General features: G+C 66.5%; 11 protein-coding genes. 9 read left to right on the top strand and 2 right to left on the bottom strand.

All coding sequences use genetic code 11. The features are described from left to right. Positions 1-15 precede the first annotated feature (15 nt). The 5 genes from serS (at position 16) to VVS03_RS06000 (ending at position 5625) form a co-directional block, all read left to right on the top strand. Positions 16-1275 (top strand): serine--tRNA ligase, encoded by a 1260-nt coding sequence (gene serS / locus VVS03_RS06020; protein WP_368520009.1) that lies wholly within the window; start codon positions 16-18, stop codon positions 1273-1275. Positions 1276-1297: 22 nt separating this feature from the next. Further along, a complete protein-coding gene (locus VVS03_RS06015; RefSeq protein WP_368534155.1) occupies positions 1298-2245 on the top strand; it encodes a lysophospholipid acyltransferase family protein in 948 nt (315 codons plus the stop codon). A 2-nt stretch (positions 2246-2247) separates the two neighbouring features. Continuing rightward, complete coding sequence (locus tag VVS03_RS06010; RefSeq protein ID WP_368534156.1) at positions 2248-3066, top strand: HAD family hydrolase; 819 nt, start codon at positions 2248-2250, stop codon at positions 3064-3066. 3 nt (positions 3067-3069) lie between these two features. Beyond that, the gene (glpK, locus tag VVS03_RS06005) at positions 3070-4536 is read left to right on the top strand and encodes a glycerol kinase GlpK (protein ID WP_368520006.1); all 1467 of its coding nucleotides are present in this window, start codon (positions 3070-3072) and stop codon (positions 4534-4536) included. 84 nt (positions 4537-4620) lie between these two features. Then, on the top strand, positions 4621-5625 hold the full coding sequence (locus VVS03_RS06000; protein WP_368520005.1) for an HNH endonuclease signature motif containing protein: 1005 nt from the start codon (positions 4621-4623) through the stop codon (positions 5623-5625). Between the two features lie 122 nt (positions 5626-5747). Here VVS03_RS06000 and VVS03_RS05995 read toward each other — a convergent pair whose 3' ends face one another. Further along, the gene (locus tag VVS03_RS05995; protein ID WP_368534157.1) at positions 5748-7703 is read right to left on the bottom strand and encodes an N-acetylmuramoyl-L-alanine amidase; all 1956 of its coding nucleotides are present in this window, start codon (positions 7701-7703) and stop codon (positions 5748-5750) included. A 279-nt stretch (positions 7704-7982) separates the two neighbouring features. Here VVS03_RS05995 and glf point away from each other — a divergent pair, with 279 nt between their 5' ends. Then, positions 7983-9179: a UDP-galactopyranose mutase gene (gene glf / locus VVS03_RS05990; protein ID WP_368520003.1), complete on the top strand. Its 1197-nt coding sequence runs from the start codon at positions 7983-7985 to the stop codon at positions 9177-9179. A 14-nt stretch (positions 9180-9193) separates the two neighbouring features. Here the strand turns inward: glf and VVS03_RS05985 are convergent, their stop codons facing one another. Next, entirely contained in the window at positions 9194-10600 is a 1407-nt protein-coding gene (locus VVS03_RS05985) for an NAD-dependent succinate-semialdehyde dehydrogenase (protein WP_368534158.1), read from the bottom strand. A gap of 54 nt (positions 10601-10654) precedes the next feature. Here VVS03_RS05985 and VVS03_RS05980 point away from each other — a divergent pair, with 54 nt between their 5' ends. From VVS03_RS05980 to VVS03_RS05970, 3 genes are all read left to right on the top strand, one after another. Further along, positions 10655-11509, top strand: coding sequence for a pyruvate, water dikinase regulatory protein (locus tag VVS03_RS05980; RefSeq protein ID WP_368534159.1), 855 nt, complete (start codon positions 10655-10657; stop codon positions 11507-11509). 99 nt (positions 11510-11608) lie between these two features. Then, entirely contained in the window at positions 11609-13975 is a 2367-nt protein-coding gene (ppsA, locus tag VVS03_RS05975; protein ID WP_368520000.1) for a phosphoenolpyruvate synthase, read from the top strand. Positions 13976-14198: 223 nt separating this feature from the next. After that, complete coding sequence (locus VVS03_RS05970; RefSeq protein WP_368534247.1) at positions 14199-14801, top strand: three-helix bundle dimerization domain-containing protein; 603 nt, start codon at positions 14199-14201, stop codon at positions 14799-14801. Positions 14802-14981: the final 180 nt, after the last annotated feature.

Here is a 14981-nt window from a genome sequence, read left to right as displayed (position 1 = left end):
GGTAGGATCAAATGCGTGATTGATCTAAAATTCCTCCGCGAAAACCCAGACGTCGTCCGTGCCTCTCAGGTCACCCGAGGTGAGGATCCCGCGCTTGTCGATGCCCTCCTGGCCGCCGACGAGCGCCGCCGCTCCGCCATCTCCCAGGCCGATGACCTGCGCTCCGAGCAGAAGGCCTTCGGCAAGAAGATCGGCCAGGCTTCCCCGGAGGAGCGCCCCGCGCTGCTGGAAGGCTCCAACGAGCTCAAGGCCAAGGTCAAGGCCGCAGAAGACGAGCAGAAGGCGGCCGAGGAGAAGGTCAACGAGCTGCAGTACCAGCTGTCCAACGTCGTCGAGGGCGCTCCCGCCGGCGGCGAGGACGACTTCGTGGTGCTCGAGCACGTCGGCGAGGTCCCGACCTTCGACTTCGAGCCCAAGGATCACCTGGATCTGGGCGAGTCCCTCGGCCTCATCGACACCACCCGCGGCACCAAGGTCGGCGGCGCCCGCTTCTACTACCTCACCGGTGATGGCGCCTTCCTGCAGCTGGGCATGATGATGCTGGCGGCCCAGAAGGCCCGCGAGCACGGCTTCCAGCTGATGATCCCGCCGGTTCTGGTCCGCCCCGAAATCATGGCCGGCACCGGCTTCTTGGGTGCGCACTCGGACGAGATCTACTACCTCGAGCGCGACGACCTCTACCTGGTCGGCACCTCCGAGGTGGCCCTGGCCGGCTACCACAAGGACGAGATCATCGACCTTTCCGACGGCCCCATCCGCTATGCCGGCTGGTCGTCCTGCTTCCGCCGCGAGGCCGGCTCCTACGGCAAGGACACCCGCGGCATCCTGCGCGTGCACCAGTTCGACAAGCTGGAGATGTTCGTCTACTGCAAGCCGGAAGAGGCCGAAGAGCAGCACCAGAAGCTGCTGAACATGGAGCGCGAGATGCTCGCGGCCGTCGAGGTGCCCTACCGCATCATCGACGTCGCCGGCGGCGACCTGGGCTCCTCGGCCGCCCGCAAGTTCGACACCGAGGCCTGGATCCCCACCCAGGACACCTTCCGTGAGCTGACCTCGACCTCGAACTGCACCACCTTCCAGGGCCGTCGCCTGCAGACCCGCTACCGTGACGACAGCGGCAAGGCCCGCATCGCCGCGACGCTCAACGGCACGCTGGCTACCACCCGCTGGCTCGTGGCCATCCTGGAAAACCACCAGCAGGCCGACGGCTCCGTCGTCGTGCCCGAGGCCCTGCGCCCGTTCGTGGGCAAGGACGTTCTCGAGCCCAAGAAGTAGAGTCCCGGAGAGACGCCACCCGATGACCAAGTACGAACTGCGCTCCGGGCTGTTCCGGATCCCGGAAGGCACCGAGCACACCCGGCTGCACGCCGAAGCCGCGGAGGCGATGTATCAGGGCATCGTCAGCCTGGCCCGCCGCGTCCTGCACTGGCAGGGCGTGGTCACCACCGTGGAAGGCATGGAACACATCCCGGCCTACGGCGGCGCCCTGCTGGCGATGAACCACACCGGCTACTACGATTTCATCTTCGGCTCCATGCCGGCCCACCTGCGCGGACGCCGCCTGGTGCGCTTCATGGCGAAGAAGGAAATCTTCGACGTGCCCGTCGTCGGGCGGTTCATGCGCACGATGAAACACGTGCCCGTCGACCGCGCCCGCGGCGCCGGCGCCGTCGATGCCGCCGTCGAGCACCTCAACGCCGGCCACTTGGTCGGCATTTTCCCGGAGGCGACCATCTCGCGCTCGTTCGAGCTCAAGGAGTTCAAAAACGGCGCGGCCCGCATCGCCGCGGCCGCCGAGGTCCCGCTCATCCCGATGATCTGCTGGGGTTCCCAGCGCATCTGGACCAAGGGCGGGAAGAAGAACCTGGGCCGCAACCACCTGCCGGTGCACGTCAAGGTCGGCGCGCCCATCGAGGTCACCGGTGACGTCGCCGCCGACATGGACCGGCTCAAATCCGCCATGCAGGCCCTGCTGGAGGAGGTACGCGCCGACTACGACCGCGACCACGGCCCCTTCGAGGACGGCCTGGCGTGGCGGCCGGCCGCCGGCGGCGGGGTGGCACCCACCCTGGACGAGGCCAACCGCATGGACGCCGCCGACAAGGCCGAAAAGGCCCGCAAGCGCAAGCAGAAGGCCGAGCGCAAAACCGCCAAGGAACTGCGCAAGGCCGACGACAAGCTGGCCAAGAAAGCCAACCGACAGCTGCGGCGCCTGTCCCGGATGGGCCGCAAGGAACAGGCCTAGTAGTGGTTCCCGCCCCGCGTTTTATCGCCAGCGACATTGACGGCACCTTCATCGATCCCGCGCACCGGGTGACCGCCCGCACCCGCGACGTCGTCGTCCGCGCTATCGAGTCCGGCGCCCACTTCGCCCTGGCCACCGGCCGGCCCTACCGCTGGATAGCGCCGGTCCTCGAGCAGCTGCCCGTCCGGCCCCTGTGCGTAACCTCCAACGGCGCCGTGGTCTACGACTCCCTGGACGACCGCGTGGTGCGCGCCGAGGAGTTGTCGCCGGCGGTGATGGCGGGCATCGTCGAGCGCGCCGAGGAAGTACTGGGATCTATCGCCGTGGCGGCCGAGCGCGCTGGGACCTCGGCGGCCGACCCGACCGAGGACATGTACGTCGTCGACGTCCCGTTTGCCGCCCGCACCGACTACCCCGGCTTCGGCGTGGCCGACCGGGCCGAGGTCGTCGCCGAGCCCGCGGTCAAGCTCATCGTCCGCAACCTGGACATGACCTCGGCGCAGATGTACGCGCGTCTGGCCCCGCTTGTCGATGCCACCGACGCCCACGTCACCTATTCCATGCCCGATGGGCTCCTCGAGATCGCCGCCCCCGGCGTGACCAAGGAACGCGGGGTGTCCTACCTGGCCGATCACTACGGAGTGGCGGCTAGCGAGGTCATCGCCTTCGGGGACATGCCCAACGACATCGAGATGCTGCGCTGGGCCGGCTGCGGGGTGGCCATGGGCAACGCGCACGACGACGTCAAGGAAGCCGCCGACATGATTACCGAAACCAACGGTCAGGCTGGTGTTGCCCGCGTTCTGGAAAGGTGGTTCTAGCCCATGACGTATATCGCCGCCATCGACCAGGGGACCACCTCCACCCGGTGCGTCATCGTCGATGCCACGGGCCGGATTTGTGGGTCGGCGCAGTACGAGCATCGGCAGCTGATGCCCCAGCAGGGCTGGGTCGAGCACGACGCCCGGGAGATCTGGCGCAACACGCGCCGGGCGGTCTCGGCGGCGCTGGTCGACGTCGACATCGCCGCCAGCGACATCGATGCCCTGGGGATCACCAACCAGCGCGAGACCGCCGTGGTCTGGGAGAAAGAGACCGGGCAGCCCATCTGCCGGGCCATCGTCTGGCAGGACACCCGCAACGCGAACCGCTTCGACGAGCCCGACAAGTGGCTGCGCAAGACCGGCGTGCTGGCCAATTCCTACCCGGCCGGGCCGAAGATCGCGTGGATTCTGGACCACGTCGACGGGGCGCGCGAGCGGGCCGAGGCGGGGGAGCTGCTGGCCGGGACCATCGATAGCTGGTTGCTGTGGAACCTGACCGCCGGGCGCGTGCACGCGACCGACGTGACCAACGCCTCGCGTACCCTGCTGATGGATTTGGACACCCTGGACTGGGACGACGAGCTGTGCGATGCGGTCGGTGTCCCGCGCTGCATCCTGCCGGAGATTCGGCCCTCCATCGGGGATTTCGGCACCGTTCGCCACCGTGGCACGCTCATGGACGTGCCGATTACGGGCGTACTCGGCGACCAGCAATCCGCCCTGTTCGGGCAGGCCGGGTTTTCCGCCGGGCACGCGAAAAATACCTACGGGACCGGGCTTTTTCTGCTGCTCAACACCGGCGCGGAGCGCAAATACTCCCAGCACGGGATGCTGACCACCGTGGCCTACCAGTGCGCCGGCAGGGATCCGGTCTATGCGTTGGAAGGCTCGGTCGCGGTGGGCGGTTCGCTCATCCAGTGGCTGCGGGACCAGCTGGGGATTATCCCGGACGCGGCCAGCTCGGAGGAGATCGCGGCCGAGGACAACGGCGGGGTCTATATCGTGCCGGCGTTTTCGGGGCTGTTCGCGCCGCGCTGGCGCCCCGATGCCCGCGGCGTCATCGTGGGGCTCACCCGTTTCGCCGACCGGACCCACATCACTCGCGCCGCCTTGGAGGCGACGTGTTTCCAGACCCGCGAGGTCGTCGAGGCGATGGTCCAGGACTCCGGGGTGGCCATCGAGGAGCTGCGCGTCGACGGCGGGATGGTGGAAAACGAGCTGCTCATGCAGCTGCAGTCCGACATCCTCGGCGCGACCGTGGTGCGGCCACAGGAAATCGAGACCACCGCGCTGGGTGCCGCCTTCGCCGCCGGCCTGGGCTGCGGGACGTGGTCCAGCTTGGACGAGCTCGAATCGCTGGTGCGCGTGGATACCTGCTGGGAGCCGCAGATGGATGCCGGCACCCGCGACCAGCTCTTTTCCCGCTGGAACGAGGCCGTCGAGCGCACCCTGGGCTGGGAGGACTAGCCGTTCCGGTTGCGGGGTGGTGGGTCCTGCCTTAGGGTGTGGGGCATGACATCGGGGGATTGTTTTTCTAGGTTCGTGGCTGCCGTGACCCAGCCCGGAATCGACATCGTGGAGGGCGCCTGGCACGCCGACTGGGATGCCGAGCGCGCGGCCGCCGGCTCCGGCCGCGACGAGCTGGAGCGCCTTTTCGACCTGGCCGGCGTGTTTTTCGGCCCGGTCAAGCACGCCGGCCGCCAGCGCCGAGTGCGCGCGAACGCCGCCCGCCACGGGCACTGCCTACCCGTGCTCGACGTACTGCGCGGGGTGCTGCGGCGGGTCAAAAACAAAAACGATGCCTGGCGCATCATGGAAGAGCTTTCCGCCCAGCCGGTTGACGCCAAGCAAATGGCCGCCACAGCCCGCCGCAAGATCCAGGAGGCCCGCCCCGCCCCGACGCCGCAGCCGGGGGTGATCTACCGCCGCTCGGCCGAGGGCTTATGGTCGATGCGCCTTATCGCCGACGCCGGCCTCGTCGCCGATATCAAAGCCCAAGTACGCACCGTCGAGGATGCCCGCGCGGTCTTCACCGGCGGCGATGGTGACGGCGACGGTGCCAAGGGTGCTGGGGTGCGCGCGTCGGTGACGACCAACGTGGTGTTAAACCTTCAGGCTTTCGGGCACTTGGTCGGCGGTCAGGACGCCGCGGATATTACGGTGCAGCTAACCAACGGGGCGGTGATTAGTGGTGCGGAGTTGGTGACCCGGGCGTTTGAGCAGGTCGGCTACGTCGGGGTCTTTGACCCGGTAGCAGGGCCCGTTAATTGTTACCGAGATGAGCGTTTGGCGTCGTGGAAGCAGCGGCGTTTGGCGTTGATGGAGCACCCGGTGTGTGCCTGGCCGGAGTGTTTGGCCGGTGCCGATGAGTGCCAGGTCCATCACCTGCAGTCGTGGGACTCGGGTGGTCCGACGAATGCGGCGAACCTGGCGACGTTGTGTCCGCACCATAACGGTGCCAACGAGGACGGGCCCGGCCCGGCGCAGACTCGGGGCCGGATGGCGAGGGTCGGTGGCCGGGTGGTGTGGATACCACCCGAACGCGTGCCGGCCTAGCGCGCCGGCGGCCCACCCAGCGGCAGACGCGCAGCAAAGCAGCAAGAACACCGCGACAAGAACACGCGAAGAGGCGTCCACGGAACAGACCGTGAACGCCCATTCAGCGTGCCCGCCGGAGGCTAATCGTTGGTGTGGAGCTGCACCTGCTGGGTATCCGGGTCGTAGGTGATGTAGCCGCCTTCGAAGTCCACGCGGACGGCCTTGCCACCGACCGAGTACTGGTTCGTCGTCGGCATACCCAGCTGCTGGGCGTTGTCGCCCTCGGCCCAGACCTTGGCGATTTCGCCGACCAGAGCGTAGGCCTGCGAGTTATCGCCGGAGGAGAGCACGACGCCGTTCTCGAAGAGCTGGTAGAACGTGTCCTGATCCAGCACCTCGAGTCCGCCCTGCGGCAGGCCCAGGAGAGGCCCGAAGGCGTTGAGGATGGAACCCCACGACTGCTGCAGTGCCGGGTCGCCCAGGAAGCTGACGACCTTCGAGATAATCTCGGGCACCTGGCCCAGGGTCAGGCCCTCGACGACTTCCTGGTCCTTGTTCGGCACCGTCAGGGCGCCGGCGGTAATCGCCAGGCCGGCGACGGCGGCGGCGATGGTGGCGGCGGCCTGGATGTCGGCTGTCGACATGGAGGACCCGCCCACGGAGGACTCGACCGGGGTGCCGGCGCCGCCCGTGTTTCCGGCCGTGCCGGCGTTATCGCCGTTGCCGGAATTACCCGAATCGCCGGAGTTGTCGGTGGACGGGGCCGGCGTCGACGGCTGGTAGCTGCCGCCGCTCTTGACGGCCTCGTACTTCTTGTGCGCGTTGGAGCGGATCTGGGACCAGTACTTCATGGTGTTGTTGCCCGGGCACGCGGTGTTGTGCAGATCGTTGTGGCCGTGGAAGGCCGGCACGTAGGCGGTAGAGCCCGCGGGGAACTTGGAGCCGCGGAAGCCGCCGGAGTACAGGCCAACGGACTTGCCGGCCGGATCGAAGCCGGAGATAGCAGCCTTCCAGCCGCCGATCTCGGAGACGGAGTTAAGCATCGCCTGGGTGGGCTCGGCGGTGGAGTAGTTGCCGATCATCGAAATGCCCCAGGTATTCGAGTTGAAGCCGCCGACGTGGGCGCCCTGGACGGCCTTGTCTAGTCCGCCGTAGCGGCCCTCGTAGATGGTGCCGTACTTGTCGACGAGTGCGTTGTATCCGATATCGCACCAGCCCAGCGTCTGGGCGTGGTAGCTGAAGATGCCGCGGACCTGGGCGGCTGCCTGTGCACGGGTGTAGTTGTTGCTACCCGCGGTGTGGTGCAGGGTCAGCGCCTTGACGCGATCGTCGTAGGTCGGGCCCTGGCAGCGGATGCCCTCGTTGGCGCCCCAGCCGGCGCGGGAAACCACCTGCGGCGCCCCGTTGGAGGCGAAGGCGGTCGGCTCGATGCCGCCTTCCTGCGCGTTGCCGTCGATGAAGACGGCGTTCAGATCTGCGGCATCGATGCCCGCGGACTGGTCGACGGATTCGGCGACGGGAGCGATATCGCCATAGTTGGTCGGCAGCGGGCTCGTGGTTTCCTTTGTCGGGGCCTCGGCAGAATTGTCGCGGGAGTTGTCCGCAGGCTTCTCCTCGGCCGGGGCGGCGTCGGAGTCGCGGTCGGGGTTGGCCTGGCCGCCGGTCTCGGCGACTTCTGCCTCGGACGGGGCGCCGAGGTTGACGTTGCCCACGGAGACCTGGACGGCCTGGGTCTCACCGATGAAGATGAGCTCCGTGCCGTTGGTGCCGCCGGTCTCGATGCCCAGCGGCTCGGCGTCGTACCACTCGCCCCAGGTGCCGTCGGCAAGCTGCGGGCGCACAAAGGCCGCAAGATCCTTGTCGCCGCCTTCCCAGGTCAGCGCGAACTGGGAGAAGGGCTCGTCCTGGTGGAATTCCTTCACGGCGCGGGGGCCACCTTCGCCGCCTTGGGCGGCAATGGCCGGGTCGTCGACGACGACGGTCTCGCCGTCGCCGAAGTTCGCCTGGCTGGTGGTGGTCTCGATGAGCCCGTTACCCGCAGATTGGGTATTCAGGATGTCGTTGCCGGCGAAAACTGCGGCGGCAACCACAGACACCGAAGCGATGATAGCCACCACCGGGGTGGCCCACTTCGACTGCGTGGGGACAAGTCGACGTCGTAGTTGCACTGGTAATTCTCCCTAAAATTGTGGTGCCTGCCGGGCCTAGGGGGTGGCGGCAAGCATCAGTCAGATCTGAGTCCGCAGTAAAGCATAGTAAACAATTGAGAAAAATGATACCCGAGTGACAAATGTGACGAGTGGGAACAGTGCGGCGCGCCGTTTTCCCGTGTGGCAGACCTGCCGGGCCGGCGGGGCTCCTTTAGGCTAGGAGGCATGACTGACTATGACCTCATTATCGTTGGATCCGGCTTCTTTGGCCTGACAATCGCGGAACGAGCGGCCTCGCAGCTGGGCAAGAAGGTGCTCATCGTCGAACGCCGCAACCACCTGGGCGGCAACGCCTACTCGGAGCGGGAGCCGGAGACCGGCATCGAGGTGCATAAGTACGGCGCCCACCTGTTCCACACCTCCAACAAGCGCGTGTGGGACTACGTCAACCAGTTCACCGACTTCACGGACTACCAGCACCGCGTGTTCGCCATGCACGACGGCACCGCCTACCAGTTCCCGATGGGCCTGGGCCTTATCAACCAGTTCTTCGGCCGCTACTACAGCCCGGACGAGGCCCGCCAGCTCATCCAGGACCAGGCCGGCGAGTTCGACCCGAAGGAAGCGAAGAACCTCGAGGAGAAGGCGATCTCGCTCATCGGCCGCCCGCTCTACGAGGCCTTCATCAAGAACTACACGGCCAAGCAGTGGCAGACCGACCCGAAGAATCTGCCGGCGGCGAATATCACCCGCCTGCCGGTGCGCTACACCTTCAACAACCGCTACTTCAACGACACCTACGAGGGCCTGCCGGTCGACGGCTACACCGCCTGGCTGGAGAACATGGCCTCCCACGAGCTCATCGAGGTCCGCCTGGACACCGACTGGTTTGACGTGCGCGACGAGCTGCGCGCGGCCAACCCGGACGCGCCGGTGGTCTACACCGGCCCGCTGGACCGCTACTTCGACTACGTCGAGGGCGATCTGGGCTGGCGCACCCTGGACTTCGACATGGAGGTCCTGAACACCGGCGACTTCCAGGGCACCCCGGTGATGAACTACAACGATGCCGACGTGGACTACACCCGCATCCACGAGTTCCGTCACTTCCACCCCGAGCGCGGCGATGCCTACCCCAAGGACAAGACCGTCATCATGAAGGAATACTCGCGCTTCGCCGACAAGGGCGACGAGCCCTACTACCCGATCAACACCCCCGAGGATCGGAGCAAGCTGGAGGCCTACCGCAAGCTCGCCGCGGCCGAGGCCCGCGAGAACAAGGTGCTCTTCGGCGGGCGCCTAGGCACCTACCAGTACCTGGACATGCACATGGCCATCGGCTCGGCGCTGTCGATGTTCGACAATAAAATCGCGCCCTACTTCAACGACGGCAAGCCGTTGGAGCAGGAGCGCGGCCACTAGGAGACTAGCGGCGGTTAGAGGGCGGGGGACTGGCCGGCATCGTCCTGCCCGCTGACGCGGTAGAGGTGCTCGTTGACGAATTCGCCCACACCCCAGCGGGCCAGCTCGCGGCCGTAGCCGGAGCGGTTGATGCCGCCGAAGGGCAGACCCGCGGCGGTCACGGCGTGCTCGTTGACGAAGGTCATGCCGTCGTTAAGCCGGGCGGCCACGGCGCTGGCCTGCTCTAGGTCGGTGGACCACACGGAGCTGGACAGGCCGTAGTCGGAGTCGTTGGCGATCGCGATGGCCTCTTCGACGTCGCGGGCCTTGTAAATGACGGCCACCGGGCCGAAGATCTCGTTGCAGCCGATGTCGGCGTGGCGGTCGACGTCGGTCAGCAGGGTCGGCTCCATGTAGGCGCCGTCGCGGTCGACCTTGCCGCCGCCCACGCGGATGGTGGCGGTGCCGTCGGCGGCGGCCTTGTCCAGCCGCTCGACGATCTCGTCGCGGGCGCCGATGGAGCTCAGCGGCCCGATGTCGGCGCTTTCGTCGTCGTAAGGTCCGACGGTCATGGCGCCGATCTTCTCGGTCAGGTACTCGACGGCGTGGTCGTAGAAGTCCTCCAGCACGATTAGCCGCTTCGGCGCGTTGCAGGCCTGGCCGGTGTTGTACATGCGGATGAGGGCGAACTGGTCGAGGACCCAGTCGAGGTTGGCATCGTCAAGCACGAGGAACGGGTCGTTGCCGCCGAGCTCGAGGACGGACTTCTTGTAGTTCTCGCCGGCGGTCTTGGCCACGGCGGCGCCGGCGGCCTCGGAACCGGTCAGGGACACGCCCTTGATGCGGTCATCGGCGACAAACGCGTCCATCTGGGAGCCGGAGGCATAGACGTTGAGGTAGACGTCCTGCGGCAGGCCGGCCTCCTCGAGCAGGTCCTGGCAGGCCTGGGAGGACAGCGGGCAGATGGAGGCGTGCTTGAGCACGATAGTGTTCCCCAGCAGCAGGTTCGGTGCGGCGAAGCGCGCGACCTGGTAGTAGGGGAAGTTCCACGGCATGATGCCCAGCAGCGGGCCGAGCGGCTCCTTGCGCACGAAGGTGTGGTGCGCGCCCTGGGCCGGCAGGTGCTCGTCGGCCAGCAGCTCGTGGGCGTGCTCGGCGTACCAGCGGTAGATATCTGCCACGATCTGGATTTCGGCCTTGGCCCAGCGGGTCAGCTTGCCCATCTCGCGGCCGATGTGCTCGGCCAGCTTATCGATGCGCTCTTCGTACAGGTCCGCAGTCCGCGCCAGGATGGCGGCGCGCTCGTCGATGCTGGTCGTGCGCCACTCGTTAAAAGCGGCGGTGGAGCGGTCGAGGATGTCGTCGCGGGCGGCATCGTCGAGCCGGGGGAATTCTTCTTCGGAACGTCCGGTGTTCGGGTTCTCTAATGCAAAAGTGCTCATATGGCCCTGTATAGCGCGGGCCGCAGGCTTCTTCAAGGGGACTAGGATGGGATCATGGATGCGATTAATCACCCTCCCGTCAACGGCGAGGACAAGCCGGTGGTGCCCGTTTTCTTCGTTTCGGACTCGACGGGTATCACCTCGGAGGCCATGGGTAACGCGCTGCTCGTGCAGTTCCCGCACCTGACGTTTACGCGCACCACGGTGCCGTTTCTGGGCAGCCTGGAGGCCGCGCGCGAGCTGGTAGCCCGGCTGGATCGGCAGGTCGCCGCCGGGCGCACGCCGCTGGTCTTTTCGACCGCGGTCGACGACGAGATCCGCGACTGCATTTTGAGCTCGAAGGCCACGGTCATCGACCTGCTGAGCGCCTACCTGGGCAGCGTCGAGCGGGCCCTGGGCACGACCAGCGTGCGGCGGGCCAAGCAGCTGCACACCCTGGCCGACAGCCAGCGCTACAACAGCCGTATGCAGGCCATCGAGTTCGCCATCGAGCACGACGACGGGCAGTCCCTGCGCGCGCTGGAGCAGGCCGACATCATCCTGCTGGCGCCGTCGCGCTGCGGTAAGACGCCGACGTCTATGTACCTAGCGCTGCAGCACGGCCTGTTCGCGGCGAACTACCCCCTGGTGGACGAGGACTTCGAGTCGACCACCCTGCCGCGGCCGGTGCGCAAGTACCAGGACCGGCTCTTCGGGATCGTCACCAGCACGGAGCGCCTGTGCCAGGTGCGCAACGAGCGCCGGCCGAATTCGCGCTACGCCTCCCGTCAGCAGGTCAGCTTCGAGCTGCGCGGCGCGAAAGCGATGATGAAGGCCAATGGGATTCCTTACGTGGATTCTTCGACAAAGTCTGTGGAAGAGATGTCCGCGATGATTCTGCAGCACCTATCCATAACGAGTGGTCGCTAGTGTGATTTTTTGCCCACGCGATTTCCGCCCGCGCGGGCCCACCCGGCGACTACAATGCTTGCCATCACTTACCCCGTTTAATACTAAGGATGCCTGAATATGAGCGATAATATTCGCTGGTTCTCCGAACTCGGAATGAACGACGTCGAGCAGGTAGGCGGCAAGAACGCCTCCCTGGGAGAGATGGTCTCCAACCTCGCCCGCCTCAACGTCAACGTCCCCGACGGCTTTGCCACCACGGCGGACGCCTACCGCGCCTTCCTGACGGAAACGCACCTGGACGAGCGGATCTCGAAGCTGCTCGAGGGCCTGGACACGGAGGATACGCGCCAGCTGGAGGCCGCCGGCAAGGCGATCCGCGCGGAGATTCTGGACACCCCGCTGCCGGAGGGCATCGAGAGCGATATCCGCGCTGCCTACGACAAGCTGGCCGCCGAGTCCGGCGATAAGGCCAGCTTCGCCGTGCGCTCCTCGGCTACGGCGGAGGACCTGCCGGAGGCCAGCTTCGCGGGCCAGCAGGAGACCTTCCTGAACATCCAGGGCATCGACGCGGTCCTGGTGGCCATCCGCGAGGTCTTCGCCAGCCTCTACAACGACCGCGCGATTGCCTACCGCGTCCACCACGGCTTCGACCACGACGCGGTAGCACTCAGCGCGGGCGTGCAGAAGATGGTGCGCTCGGACATCGGTAGCTCCGGCGTCATGTTCACCATGGACACCGAGTCCGGCTTCGACCAGGTCGTCTTCGTCACCAGCGCCTACGGCCTGGGCGAGGGCGTGGTTCAGGGCGCGGTCAACCCGGACGAGTTCTACGCCTACAAGCCGGCCCTGCGCGACGGCAAGCGTGCCGTCATTTCCCGCTCGCTGGGCGCGAAGGCGACCAAGATGGTCTACACCGACGACGCCAGCGTCGGGCGCACCACCGAGTTCGTCGACGCCCCCGAGGCCGACCGCGCGCGCTTTTCCCTGCAAGACGAGCAGGTGGAGGAGCTGGCCCGTCAGGCGCTTATCATCGAGGACCACTACGGCCGCCCGATGGACATCGAGTGGGGCCTGGACGGTGAGGACGGCCAGCTCTACATCCTGCAGGCCCGCCCGGAGACCGTGCAGTCCCGCCGCGGCTCCGTGCTGCAGAGCTTCAGCCTGGACAAGCGCGGCACCGTCGTGGCGGAGGGCCGCGCCATCGGCCAGAAGATCGGCGCCGGCAAGGTGCGCGTCTTCGACTCGCTGGAGCAGATGCACGGCTTCAACCCGGGCGAGGTCCTGGTCGCGGACATGACGGACCCGGACTGGGAGCCGATCATGAAGCGCGCCTCGGCGATTGTCACCAACCGCGGCGGTCGCACCTGCCACGCGGCGATCATCGCCCGCGAGCTGGGTATCCCGGCCGTCGTCGGCACCGGCGATGCCACCGAGGTCCTGGCCGAGGGCAGCGAGGTCACCGTCTCCTGCGCGGAGGGCGATACCGGCTACGTCTACGACGGCTCCCTGGACTTCGAGGTCACCGAGACCGACGTCGACCAGGTCCCGGAGATCGGCCCGAAGATCATGATGAACGTCGGCACGCCGGAGCAGGCCTTCGCCTTCTCCCGCCTGCCCAACGACGGCGTGGGCCTGGCGCGCTTGGAGTTCATCGTCAACCGGCAGATCGGCATCCACCCGCGCGCGCTGCTGGACTACCCCAACCTGGACGAGGAACTGAAGTCCGAGGTGGAGCTTCTGACCGGCGCATATGATTCGCCGCGCGACTTCTTCGTCCAGCGCGTGGCCGAGGGCGTGGCCACCATCGCGGCGGCGTTCGCCCCGAACCCGGTCATCCTGCGCATGTCCGACTTCAAGTCCAACGAGTACGCCAACCTGCTGGGCGGCAACCTCTACGAGCCGCACGAGGAAAACCCGATGCTGGGTTACCGCGGCGCCTCCCGGTACGTCTCCGAGGAGTTCGCGGAGTGCTTCGCCATGGAGTGTGAGGCGATGAAGATCGTGCGCGAGGAGATGGGCCTGGAAAACGTCAAGATCATGATCCCGTTCGTGCGCACGCCGGATGAGGCGCGCCGGGTGACCGAGGCCCTGGCCGCCAACGGCCTGCGCCGCGGCGAGAACGGCCTGGAGCTCATCATGATGTGTGAGGTCCCGTCCAACGCGCTTATCCCGGAGCAGTTCCTGGAGTACTTCGACGGCTTCTCCATTGGCTCGAACGACCTGACCCAGCTCACGCTGGGTCTGGACCGCGACTCGGGCGTGGTCTCCCACGATTTCGACGAGCGCAACCCGGCGGTCAAGGTGCTGCTGGGCCGGGCCATCGAGGCCTGCCGGAAGCAGGGCAAGTACGTCGGCATCTGCGGCCAAGGCCCCAGCGACCACCCGGACCTGGCGGACTGGCTGGTCGAGCAGGGGATTAGCTCGCTGTCGCTGAACCCGGACACCGTGGTCGATACCTGGCTGCGCCTGGCGGACAAGAAGTAGCCGGCACGCGGCATCGTGAGCGCCGTCGTTTCCACAGGGAAGCGGCGGCGCTTTCGCGATCCCACCCCGCGCTAAACACTTGGTTCAGGCCCATCATTTGCAATTGCCCAGCGATCTGATAAGGTTAACGGCAGGTTAACTTTGAGGGAACAAAAGGTTCACTCGAGTGGTTGAAGACAATGAAACTTCGCCGTAATAACAAGAAATCAGGTGAATAGCGATGATGAATAACAACCGAGTTTTTGACACCCTGCGCGAGGATCTGCACGCGGCTTTCGGGCATGCGCACAGCGCCGAGGCGATTGATGCCAAGCTGGACGAGGTCATCGCCAAGCACTCCGCACGCGCGGTCTTGGAAGAGTTCGTCCCAGTCCTGGTGGAGCGGGAAGTGATGGAATACTTCGGCGAGCACCGCATTCACGTGCGCTTTGCCGCCGGTACCGACCACGCCCTGGCGGAGGCCGCCGTGGAGCTGACCAAGAAGCACGCCGGCGACGCCCTGCTGGTGGATGCGGCCGTGTCCCACCCGGAAAACGAGGACGCCAGCCACATGAGCCACGTCTTGGCCGAGCGGGGCCTCACCGAGGGCCAGCCGCGCCACTTCGACGATGCCCGGACGGTCACCATGCCGGACTTCATCGTCTACCTGGGCCGCGACGTTCACCGCGACGAGGCGGGCAAGGACGTCAAGATCTGGGACATCCTGCCGGCCGAAACGGTCGAGCAGACCCGTGAGCTGGCCGACGACCTGGAAGCCCGCGTGCTCTACATGCTGGGCAAGCTGGGCATCGACCCGGTGGACGAAAAGGTTGCCGTCGAGGCCTAAGGTGCACCCGAAACCGATCAAAACCCTGCTCCATCCCGGTTATCCCGGGGTGGCGGCGGGGTTTTTGTGTGCCTGCCGCATCCGGGCGGGCGGCTGTGAATTCGGACCCATGACCGTGTGTGAGAACGTGCTGGGCGCCTGGGGGCACTACCCTTACTCGCTAGAAGAGTGTAAAAAACG

The organism is Corynebacterium sp. LK2537 (genome assembly GCF_040946485.1).
Lineage (GTDB): Bacteria > Actinomycetota > Actinomycetes > Mycobacteriales > Mycobacteriaceae > Corynebacterium.
The sequence above is the reverse complement of the archived record's forward strand: the minus strand, read 5'-3'. Positions and strand labels throughout refer to the sequence as shown.

Bases quoted from the DNA above. Each gene is read 5' to 3' on its own strand.
- VVS03_RS06015 (WP_368534155.1), top strand. From the start codon at position 1,298: ATGACCAAGTACGAACTGCGCTCCGGGCTGTTCCGGATCCCGGAAGGC.
- glpK (WP_368520006.1), top strand. From the start codon at position 3,070: ATGACGTATATCGCCGCCATCGACCAGGGGACCACCTCCACCCGGTGC.
- glf (WP_368520003.1), top strand. From the start codon at position 7,983: ATGACTGACTATGACCTCATTATCGTTGGATCCGGCTTCTTTGGCCTG.
- VVS03_RS05985 (WP_368534158.1), bottom strand. From the start codon at position 10,600: ATGAGCACTTTTGCATTAGAGAACCCGAACACCGGACGTTCCGAAGAA.
- VVS03_RS05980 (WP_368534159.1), top strand. From the start codon at position 10,655: ATGGATGCGATTAATCACCCTCCCGTCAACGGCGAGGACAAGCCGGTG.
- ppsA (WP_368520000.1), top strand. From the start codon at position 11,609: ATGAGCGATAATATTCGCTGGTTCTCCGAACTCGGAATGAACGACGTC.
- VVS03_RS05970 (WP_368534247.1), top strand. From the start codon at position 14,199: ATGAATAACAACCGAGTTTTTGACACCCTGCGCGAGGATCTGCACGCG.